The 11,485-nt window shown below is 39.6% G+C and carries 5 protein-coding genes; 3 read left to right on the forward strand and 2 right to left on the reverse strand.

Features of this window, described 5'->3' with window-relative positions:
- Both rocD and era read left to right on the forward strand, forming a co-directional pair.
- Entirely contained in the window at positions 1-1,320 is a 1,320-nt protein-coding gene (gene rocD / locus PLE33_06585) for an ornithine--oxo-acid transaminase (protein HPS60914.1), read from the forward strand.
- Positions 1,321-1,365: 45 nt separating this feature from the next.
- Entirely contained in the window at positions 1,366-2,250 is an 885-nt protein-coding gene (gene era / locus PLE33_06590) for a GTPase Era (GenBank protein ID HPS60915.1), read from the forward strand.
- Positions 2,251-2,794: 544 nt separating this feature from the next.
- On the opposite strand, the gene PLE33_06595 is transcribed toward era, so the two are convergent.
- Together PLE33_06595 and PLE33_06600 are read right to left on the reverse strand one after the other, a co-directional pair.
- Positions 2,795-9,202 carry a hypothetical protein gene (locus tag PLE33_06595; protein HPS60916.1) on the reverse strand — a complete coding sequence of 2,136 codons (6,408 nt, stop codon included), beginning with the start codon at positions 9,200-9,202 and terminating at the stop codon, positions 2,795-2,797.
- Between the two features lie 4 nt (positions 9,203-9,206).
- Positions 9,207-10,031, reverse strand: a complete 825-nt coding sequence (locus PLE33_06600) for a type III pantothenate kinase (GenBank protein ID HPS60917.1) — start codon at positions 10,029-10,031, stop codon at positions 9,207-9,209.
- A gap of 294 nt (positions 10,032-10,325) precedes the next feature.
- Here PLE33_06600 and PLE33_06605 point away from each other — a divergent pair, with 294 nt between their 5' ends.
- Complete coding sequence (locus PLE33_06605; GenBank protein HPS60918.1) at positions 10,326-10,658, forward strand: DUF3795 domain-containing protein; 333 nt, start codon at positions 10,326-10,328, stop codon at positions 10,656-10,658.
- Positions 10,659-11,485 lie beyond the last annotated feature (827 nt).

Here is an 11,485-nt window from a genome sequence, read left to right on the forward strand (position 1 = left end):
ATGTCCACGAATCTGAATTATGATCGCCTTTCTGATAGTGAAACTGCTAAAGTGACTGAGAAGATGACGCCGGAATTAAAGTATGGCAACATAACCAGCAGCGAGGCAATGGAACTGGAAGAAAGATATGGAGCTCACAACTATCATCCTCTGCCCGTAGTTTTGGCAAAAGGTGAAGGTGTTTTTGTTTGGGACCCCGAAGGAAATCGCTACTATGATTTTCTTTCTGCCTATTCTGCAGTGAATCAGGGGCATTGTCATCCCAAAATCATTCAGGCATTGATTGAACAGGCAAATGAACTCACTTTAACCTCCCGCGCCTTTTACAATAATAAGCTGGGAGAATATGAAAAATATATCACCGATTATTTCGGTTACGATATGGTTTTACCAATGAATTCAGGGGCTGAAGCTGTTGAAACAGCAATGAAACTTGCCCGCAAATGGGCATACAATGTAAAAGGGGTAGCTCCCGATTCAGCTATCCTGATTTTTGTGGATAATAACTTTCACGGGAGAACAATATCCATTATCACAGCGTCGTCCGATCCTGATTGCTATGGTGGCTTTGGTCCTTTTACTCCTGGAATTGTGCGGATTCCTTATGATGATGCCAATGCCTTAAAAGAATATCTGGAAAAACACGGTAAAAATGTAGCTGCCTTTATTGTAGAACCCATTCAAGGTGAAGCTGGTGTTGTTGTTCCCAAAGATGGATACCTGAAAGATTGTTACGACCTCTGCAAGGAACATAATGTGCTGTTTATAGCGGATGAAATTCAAAGCGGTTTAGCCAGAACCGGTAAACTTCTTGCCTGCGATTATGAAAATGTGCGTCCCGATGTTCTAATTTTAGGAAAAGCCCTATCCGGAGGAGTGTTACCAATTTCTGCTGTTTTGGCTGATAAGGATATTATGCTGCAAATAAAACCCGGAGAGCATGGTTCTACTTATGGCGGTTTTCCACTTGCCTGCGTAGTAGCTGTAGCCGCATTAAAAGTAATCAAAGAGGAACATTTAACGGAACGCGCTTTTGAACTGGGAGAATATTTCCGTTCCGAACTGCGTAAAATAGAGCATCCAATGCTGAAACTCGTGCGGGGAAAAGGTTTGCTGAATGCCATTGTAATTGAACCCAGTAATGGCTTTGAAGCATGGGATGTATGTTTGAAACTGAAAGACAAGGGCTTGCTTTGTAAGCCAACACACCGTCATATTATTCGTCTTGCTCCTCCGTTAGTTATTACTAAAGAGCAATTGGATGAATGCATCCAGATTATCAAAGATGTATTTGATGAGTTAAGTGCAAACTTAGGATAATAAATTACTTTCAAGGGGTGCTTAACCACCCCTTGTTTTTTATCTATGAGTGATGCAGCAAATTTCAAAAGTGGTTTCGTTGCTATTATCGGTAAGCCCAATACCGGTAAATCAACCTTGCTGAACCGTATTTTAGGTGAAAAAATCTCCATCGTCTCTGCCAAACCACAAACCACACGCTATGCTATTAAAGGTATTTGGAATACTCCTGAACAACAGATAATCTTTATTGATACTCCCGGCTATTTAAAGCCCCGTTATGAACTGCAGGAAAAGATGCTTAATATCTGGAATAATACCTTGAAAGATGTGGATTTGATTCTCTTTTTAACACAGATTAACGGTTTCCCTACAGATTTTGACAGGGAAGTGCTAAACCGCCTGAAAACTATGAAAAACCCGCAATTGGCTGTATTTAATAAGCTGGATATAAATCCGGAAGTGAATAGGGATGAACTTGCCCATTATCTTCCATCTTCTATAAATAAGGTCTTCTTCGTGTCCGCCAAAATCGGAGAAAATATTCCCGAACTGCTGGAGGCAATTAAATATTATATTCCCTTTCATCAGCCCTATTATGAAGAAGATATACTATCCGATTTGCCAATGCGTTTTTTCGCACAGGAAATCATTCGCGAGGCAATTTTCCATTTCTTTACTGAAGAAATACCCTATTCTTCAGCAGTGCTGATTGAACAATTTAAGGAATTTCCCGATAAGGTAATAATAGATGCCGTTATTTGGCTGGAAAGAGATAGCCAGAAACCAATTTTGATTGGCAAAAACGGCTCTTCCATAACAAAGATTAGAGAATATGCGGAAAGGGAACTATCCCTTTTTGTGCAATTACCGGTGCAAGTGCATTTGTTTGTAAAAATTAAGCCCAAATGGAGAAAAAAGCAGTCCGCTTTAAAGGAGCTTGGCTTTTAGGGTAACCGGAGGACACTGCCCTCTACAATTTTATCTGCAGGAGGAACGACATCTTGTCGTTCTTGCAACCCGGCAATTTCTTTATTACGCTGTTTTTAGTAACGATAGAGGGTAAAAAAGGTGGTTGACCAGGAGGTCAACCCTCCGGAGGAACGACATCTTGTCGTTCCACTTGCAACCCAATGATTTCTTTACCCCTTACAGGAGGAACGACATCTTGTCGTTCCACTTGCAACTCGGCAATTTCTTTATTACGCTGTTTTTAGTAACGATAGAGGGTAAAAAAGGTGGTTGACCAGGAGGTCAACCCTCCGGGGGAACGACATCTTGTCGTTCCACTTGCAACTCCATAATTTCTTTACCACGCACAGGAGGAACGACATCTTGTCGTTCCACTTGCAACCCAATGATTTTTTTACCTCGCTGTTTTTAGTAACAATAGAGGGTAAAAAAGGTGGTTGACCAGGAGGTCAACCCTCCGGGTTTTGGTTGACCAGGAGGTCAACCCTCCGGGTTTTGGTTGACCAGGAGGTCAACCCTCCGGTTACAAATTAATTTCCACCCAAATACCTAAACTGAAGATAGAAGTTCCGTCCTCGGTTTTTTTATCCGAATTTATTTCGTAGCTGCTGGTTAAGCCACCTCTGATATTGGCATCAAATTGATAAGTTGCCTGCGGTGAAATTGCCAGACGGCTGGTATTTCTATCCACTTGAGATGTCGTGCTGCCTTTGGTTTTATCCATATTACTTTCATAAGTAACCCCCAAAGAGGAGGTTAATTCGTTCTTAATATGGATTTTCTTTTTCGTAAAGGGAACAGAAAAACCTTTTGCAGCTCTAAAACTATAAGATAGATTTCCGTTCAGGGATTGCGTGTTGCTGGTTTTTAATATCTCGTAAGTATCCATATCGGTTATATTTTTGGTTTGGCTTAAGGAAAAACTGAGGTTGGTGGAAACCACTTTAAAAAGGTTTCCCGTAAAGCCCAGCAAAGGATTAAGCGCCGTTGTGAAAGATTCCTGTTTGGGCTTAATCCAATCCAGATTTCCATTTTGACGAACAGTATATTGGAAACCTGTATTGATGCGTGAACCGCTAATATATTTGCCTAAGCCCAGCAATGATTCCATATCCATCAAGGATAAGGTTATATCGGGAAAAGTGTAACCCAGGGTTTGATTACTGGCACTGGCATACCGTCTGTTGGAAGTGATTGAACAGTTGATAACGCTATCCACTCTGCGGGAAAAAGTTATTCCACTGCCCAAAGTGATAGTATTATCGTTGGAAACTGCTTCCAGGGAATCGTAAGGAACGGTATGCGGCAATCCAATCTGAAAGGAAAAAGGAAACTGATTGGTTTTTCGGGCGTAATTCATCATATAGGTATTTTGGTAGGAGGCAGTAATGTTTTTCAGATTAGATAGCGCACTCACCATAATAAATACAGGATTAAAGCCGGCTCCTTTAGTTTCAGAGGTCTCTTTGGTTTCCCCTTCTTTTTCACCTTCTTTTTTTGTTTCCTCATCTTTACCTTCCGCACCAATATCCCCGATCAATTTATTCAATTCTTCTTCTGAAAGTTCAGCCAGTTTTCCTTCTGCCTCCAAGCGGGCAAGTTCCTCTTTGCGTTTTTGCATTTCTTCATCGCTGATTTGAGGTTCTCCTTCCTGTTTCATTTCTTCTTTCTTTTTTTGTTCTTCTTCTTTTTTCATCTCTTCTTTCTTTTTCTGTTCTTCTTCTTTTTTCATCTGTTCTTCATATTTCATTTTTTCTTCTTCAGTCATATCTTTTTTCGGAGCACCTTCTTCTTTATCTTTAGGAGAAACCTCGGCAGAAGGCATTTTGCTTTTTATTTTACTTGCCCAACTGGAAAGAAGGGTGGCATTCATCAAAGTTATATTCATTCTAATAGAACGATTTGTATTACCATCCCGCTGGTAAGTATCAACTGCCTGACTTGCTACATATTGGGTATATTTTCTTTGCGTATCCGTATATCTGGCAGATAAGGAAGAAGTGAAATTAAATACTTGCGGCAGGTAGTTCGGGCTGTAATTTAAGCCCAAATCCTGAACATACTCAGTTTGTTTACCAATATTGATATCGTAGAGATAATCCTTTTGCAGCAGGTCTCTTTTAGTATTTAAGCGGGCAGTAGCTGTTAAATCGCTTAACAAACTCCAGGATATATTATTATCGGTAGTAATATTTCTGGTGTCTGTGGTTTGGCTGCGTTTATTCCATACCAAGCTATCAACGGTTGTTAACCGGTCCCAACTTTTGGGTTCGTTACTGCTAAAAGTGATGCTATTGCTGAAAGTATTGGGAAAGTAGCCCAAACGGTAATTCTTCAATAACCGGAAACTGGTTTTATCAGCAGGCACATTCAGGTTATAATTCAATGTTCCCCTATATGCCAAAAGGGTATCTACAGCGGTGGAAGTGTTATTATTGGAACTTTCAATTCTACCGCTGAGGGAAGTACGATAGATTGTATATTGCAAAATTTTACTTTTCGGTGCCTGTTTTATACTGAAACCAAAATCGGCGCTGTAAGCCAAGTGTTCTGTCTTTTCAATTTCCTTCAATTCCGGATCTGCCATATTAGCTCTTAAAAGATCAGAATTTGCTCTAAATCGGGGAGTTCCCAAAGAATAATTCCGGTTCATAGAAATAGGCATATCCAAATTCCAGGAATTGGGAAAGAGCTTATTGATGAATATTTTATTGGTAATATTCATAGATTGAGTGCTGGTGAAAGAATTGCTGCGTCCGCGTTGAATGGTAGTATTAAAATTCTCGCTTTTATCTTCAAAATCCACATTTATAGTAGCAACATCTGCAAAAGTTCCGCTTAAACTTAAGCGCTTGGCAATGCCAATATCTTCATAAGGATCGGCAACCCGAATATCGTCAAAATAGATTATTCCGTTATATTCCTTGATATCCATTTGGTCAGCGTAGTAATGAGGACCGGGAACATATACCCCTAAGTAAATATCCCTTATATTAATTAAGGTGGGCTTCCCCCGATAATATTTTCCCAGCTGTCCTTCATCACCTGGAATTACATTAACCAGGGAATCGGCATCTGCAGTAGGATTAATCTCTTTGAGCGAGATCAGGTCTTGCAAATTATACTCCAATTCAATCCAATCCCGGGCATTCATTTTGGCGTTATAAGGACGAACCGGAACTCTTTGACGCACTTGATAATAGTTTAGGGAATCGGCTCCAATGCGAAAGATGATATACAACGAATCCAGATGGGAAATGGAGCCCTGAGCTGCCTCAGGATATACCCATAAGCGAATTTTATCGTAAGACAGCAGATTTTGGGTATCCAGTATCCGTTGCCGCAGCAAACACATCTGATCGCGCTGTAAATGATTTACTTCCAAAGTTAAAGCTGATTCTGCGGATTCTTTTTTATCTTCAGTGTACCAGGTTCCTTCAGGAGATGTATAATGGGTAAAGTTCTTTTGATTGGACACGATACCGGAAATAAAACTTGTGTTTTTAGCGGTTAAGACAGAGGTCTCTATCAAAGGATTATAATATTGCACATAACTATTAGGAGGAGGAGCGCTCCCATATTTGAACTGGCGAATATAGTTATCCTGCCATTTATTACCTACTACGGAAATATCGGCAATTCTAACTTTTACATCCATCTCGGAATCTGTATCTACCCATATTCGGGCATAAGAAATCTTTTGCAGAGTGGGCTGAATATTTGTTCCGGAACTATTCACTAATTGATAGTATTGCTCATCGTTAAGAGGAATCCGAAACATTCGCCATTGATTATAGGAATCTACCACTATAGAGGAATCGGGATTGGTGAGGGAAAAAGAATAACTCAAATAGCGGTCTAAGGAATTCAGCACACCGTTTCCATCCAGGTCTTCCGTATCCAAAATTCTATTTTCTTCCGTTCCGTTTACTCCGGAGTAATCATTTCCGCTGGCAGGATAGGCAATATCATTGGGATCGTGACCTGCCTGGTTTTTAGAAAGTCCATCCAAACCGATATCTTCACTGATGGTAAGAACTCCGTCCCTATTTACATCTTCGCTGTTTAAGACACCGTAACCGCCAAATTCAGTATAAAAATCCTCGTTAATATCTCCCAGGTCTATATGCAATGTAACATTGGGATACATATTTGTGTTTTGATTCACTGTTTCCAGTTTGGCATAAATCTCCAGGTATTTTTTTTGAGAAAAATCAAGCTGGTTACCAAGATATTTCATAATTCCAGCCCAGCTGTGAGTTGTGGAACCTGGAATTTGCACTGCAGTCGGTTTCGCAATCATCGTAAGCACGGTTACATATTCATCTTTTTCCTGATCCGTTAAAGTTGCTTCTGCTTCAATATCTTTTCTTTTCACATCTTTAGGATTGAACCAGTTTATGCGTCCTTTGGCGTAAGAAGTGCCATAAGGTTTACTTCCCAAAATCCAGGTATTATAGGTAACTCCTAAAGGATAGGAATCCATAATAGATTCCATATCATCAAGGTATGCCTCTTTCTTTTTGCTTTCCGGATCGCCATAAATATTGGGCATTGTAAAAGCTACTTCTCCCGACATTGAAAGTTGTGAAGGTGCAGTAGTATTAATTAGAGGTAAGGCATCCAGCATTCGGGTAATAAATAACGGTTTGAAAGTTAATTCGCCATCAATATCTCCCATCAGCATTTCAATGTTTTCATTGCCAATTCGGGGTCGCCTGTCAGATACATTTTCACTGCGATAAATTAAAGTCCCTCCCAATTTCGTATAATCGTTAATTTTCCAGTTTGCTCTCACTCCGGCAAGGTTTTTCTGGGCAACGCTAAAGAGAGTGCGGCTTTCAAATTCTATTTCAATTTTAGCATCGGGATCTTTGCCTGCAGCAGTTAAAAAAGTTATTCTCCCAAAATCGTAATCAACTATATAATCAATATTTTCCCGTTGTTCACTGCCATTTACTTTCACTTTCACGCTTCCTTTCAACACCCCCATTGAAGAAAGCTCTATTGCTTCTCTGCCAATTTTACCCTTAATATTAATAAAAATGCTGGTGGAGTCCTGATAGGAATATTCATCTTCATTTTCTTTCCGATAAATTATGCCATCTCCCAAGCCCTTCATTGGTTCAATAAGAGGTATAATAATCCAGCCGTTGGTTAAATTAACAGTGGCATCATCACCGTTGATAAGACCATCAGGACTACCATTGGCATTTAATCTCAGGTAATCGTTATAGGTAAAAATATCTCCAAAAACCAGATTATCAGGTAAATTGTAGTTTCGGGTTAAATCCACATTCACAGTATAAACCTGTAATTCAAAACCGTCATTCTTAATATTGGTTCTACCCATATCGTAAATATTGCGCATTTGCAGTTGCCAGGTATTAAGTTCATCTTCCGGATCGTAGGGAATGTATTCCTGATATTTTTTGCGTAATACTTTCACATGCAGTCGGCTGGTATCAGAATTGGGAGGAGGAACCTGAACTCCATCCCTGCGTGTATATTGCACTCCCAAAGTAGCTGTTCTATCTATGGTTTTCAAGATAGTAATAATTCCGGAGTTATAATCGGTTACAAAATCGGTTCCTTCAATCAATTCATCATACCAGGGCTCATAGGGTGGTCTTATATCCCCGGAATAGTAAATTGTATCTCCTTTGGCAGCTGCGGTATCATTCGTATAATTAGCATCGTCATAAAACAAGCGCACTGTTCCATTAGCCGGTAAAAAATTCTCATTCACAATCCAGGAACCGTCGGGAGCCGTTTCAATTGCGTTATTTACCCAACCGGGAGGGATATTGGAACCGGTTTTCAGCTGGAAAAGCTGATAGGGATCGTGGAGAAAATACATTGTCCTTTTAGCATATTTCCAGCTACTAACGGTAGAAGAATCCGCCTGACTTTTACCAATATAGGTCTGAGTATTTTTCTGGCTTTCTTCTTTGCTGGCAATTACACTTAAGTCCAAATTTCCGTATTTGAATTTACTGGTGATCCCAAAAAGTCCCTGTGAACTTGCCGAATAGCTAACATAGCGGGAACCGCTTAAGGTTAAAGCAATATTTCCCCCTTCAATACTTTGGATAAATTCATCATCGTAACCTGTATATTTTACATTAACATTGTTCATATCAAACAGTTCTTCATCCTGTTTGGAATTGTATTTAAAGTTTACGGCAATTTTATCTCCAATGGTTCCGGATAAACGCAAATTCGTTTCCATTTCCATTTTCAGGTCAAACACATTTTTGCCCGATTCATCATAGATAGGAACCTGTTTTCTATGGGTATTGCTTGCCTGCATAGTCAGTTTCTGAGTTCCATCCAGATTTAAGCGTCCTGCAGAGGAACCTAAAACCTTTTGCATTGCTTTCGGCATCGCTATTTCCGGCAGCAAAGTAAGGTCTTTAAATAAACCGCTGCTAACTGTTTGCGTTTCTTGTTCCTGAGTTTTAAAATTGGCAAGCAGGGATTTATGAAATGCCTTCACTTGCATATTAGCCAGATAGCGGTCAAAACTGATAGGAACATCCGGAGTAATTTTGAAGTTATCCACTTCCACGCTCAGCAATATTTTGTTATTGGCAAAATCTACCTTTTCCTTATAAGTAGGAGCAAAAGCCGGAATTTCCAAGGGTATAGTTTTATAATAATTCATCCCCTTATTTATCTTGTAAACCTCAATCCGATTGTTAATCAGGGGATTGTAACCTGTTAAATAGAGTCGGGGATATAATGCTTGTTCTGTTAAAGGATCAAGCTGGCGTTGAATTTCCGGTTTGGGACGGAAGGGATTTACCGGAAAAATCCCTTTATGCTCAATTTTTTCTTCTTGCGGATTATTCCCTTCTGGAACTGTTTCCTTAGCCCAAAGCAGACATAAAGAGAACAGGAGCAAACAGGCAATAAACTTTTTTAGCATAGAGTTATAATCTATTCTGTAAAACCTTGCATAAAGCCAGATAAAAACCATCCAAAGTAAGACCCTTATCCATCATATCAATGCCGTCAATATAAGGACTTACCAATTCTGCCATTCCACCGGTGAGAATTGTTTTAAATGGAGTTAGCTGTGAATATTGCTCTTTAATTTTATGCAAAAATGCATTAAGCATAAATGAATGCCCGTAAACAATTCCGGAAAGCATTGCCTCGGTTGTATTCAAACCCAATAGCTCAGAAGGTGAAACCAGCTCTATAGAATATAGTTTAGCTGCCTTATTGAACAAATTTTCCGCTCCGGTTTTCATCCCGGGAGCAATAACTGCACCTTCAAACATTCCTGTATCACTAATTAGTTCAATCGTTGTAGCTGTTCCTAAATCTATGATAATAGAACTGCTCCTGTATTTTTGCCAGGCAGCATAAGCATTGGCAATTAAATCTGCCCCAATAAAAGAAGGATTATCTACTCTGAAACTGATCCCTATTGGGCTAAGCGCATCTATTTCAATCACTTCTGCCTGAGAATATTTACTGAACAAATGTTTCCAGACCCTGGTTAGTTCCGGAACTACACTTCCTAAAGCAATATAACGAATGTCTTCCCATCCGAATTTATTTGCTGCAGATAAATTGGATGCTTGCAACAGACAGCTCAGAAGAACATAATATTCATCTGAAGTATTAACAGTGTCAGCTTTTAAGCGTGCTGTCCAAATTACTTCATTTTTTCTGTAAATGGCACAAACGATATTGGTATTACCGATGTCCACTATTAGAACGGATTCTTGTAATAATGTATTATACATAATCCCTGCTCAATTTCATTTCCTGTAAAGATAATAAATCAGACACACTTAATCGGATTTGTTACCTTTCTAAAACTGCATATTTCTGTCAATAGATTTCTCAACTGCTTGCTATCTAAAATTATCCAAAATTAACCATTGACAGGATTAAGCATTCAGAAATAATGAAATCAAAATTCTTTTTTAGCTGCAGCAAAGGAAATATATAAACCATCAGACATTATCTTTTGTAGCGATTAAACAGAATTAATATTGGTAAGAAACCGGTTTTGTAACACCGGAAGAGGAGAAAAAATGAATAAAATAATCTCTGCGTGTGGAGTTGATTGTTTCAAATGTGAAGCATATCTTGCTACTCAGGATAATGATCAGGAAAGAAAAGTAGATATTGCCAAGCGTTGGAGCGAACATTATCAAGGTGAAATTCAACCCGAAGATATTAATTGTGATGGTTGTATGAGCGAAGGAGCAAAGTTTTCATGGTGTGGATTGTGTCCCATTCGTTTATGCGTAATAGAAAATGGCTACAAAAGCTGTGCGGAATGCTCCGATTTTCCCTGTGAAAAAAATGAATATGTTTACCAGGTAGATCCCTCAGCTAAAGAAAATATTGAAAAGATGAGATAAAAGCCCTTTGGGCACAGAGCGGAGGGCAAAGAGCGGAGAGCTGAAGGCAGAGAGCGGAGAGCGGAGAGCGAAGAGCGGAGAGCCGAGGGCAGAGAGCGGAGAGAATTTCCCCAAATTTTCCGATGGGCTAATGCATCTATAGCTATAATTGTGCTGCCATAAAGGGCATTACAGACCTCTCACCTTCTAAACCTTATTTTTCCGAGGGGCTTACGCCGCCGTCGCTATTTTTGTGTCGCCCTAAGGGGCTTTCAGGAAAGGGAAAAAATGATAAATAATATTGTAACTTACACTAAACGAGGGGCTTACGCCTCCGTCGCTATTTTAGTGTCGCCCTAAGGGGCTTTTGTTCAGGAAGGACGACATCCTCGTCGTTCAAGCACAATAATGGGTTGACCAGGAGGTCACCATTGCGATGTCACTCTAAGGGGCTTTCAGGTATTTCAACCTTCAATTAAGTACCTATAAATCAAAGCATTATCTTCTTTATGATGCTACTTTTATGTCTTTCCAATATGGATTGTTCATTAGGTCAAGGCATTAATTATGCCTTTATCTACCCTTAATCACTCCTTAATAATTAACGCTTGATTAAGGGATGATTAACCTCTGATTTATGCCTTCCCGAGGGAGAGTTATTTGTACTAAGTTCAAACTGTTCACCTGATCCCTGATGTGGATGGCAATAAAAAATGGTACGAGTTGGCAAACTAAAAGTGATACACTTGAAAAAAATGGGAAGACAAACTCTTCACCTTTTGCTCTATGCTGGAAAGCCCCTTAGGGCGACACTAAAATAGCGATGGTGGCGTAAGCCCCTCGTAAAA

The sequence above is a fragment of the Candidatus Cloacimonas sp. genome (genome assembly GCA_035403355.1).
Taxonomy (GTDB): Bacteria; Cloacimonadota; Cloacimonadia; order Cloacimonadales; family Cloacimonadaceae; genus Cloacimonas.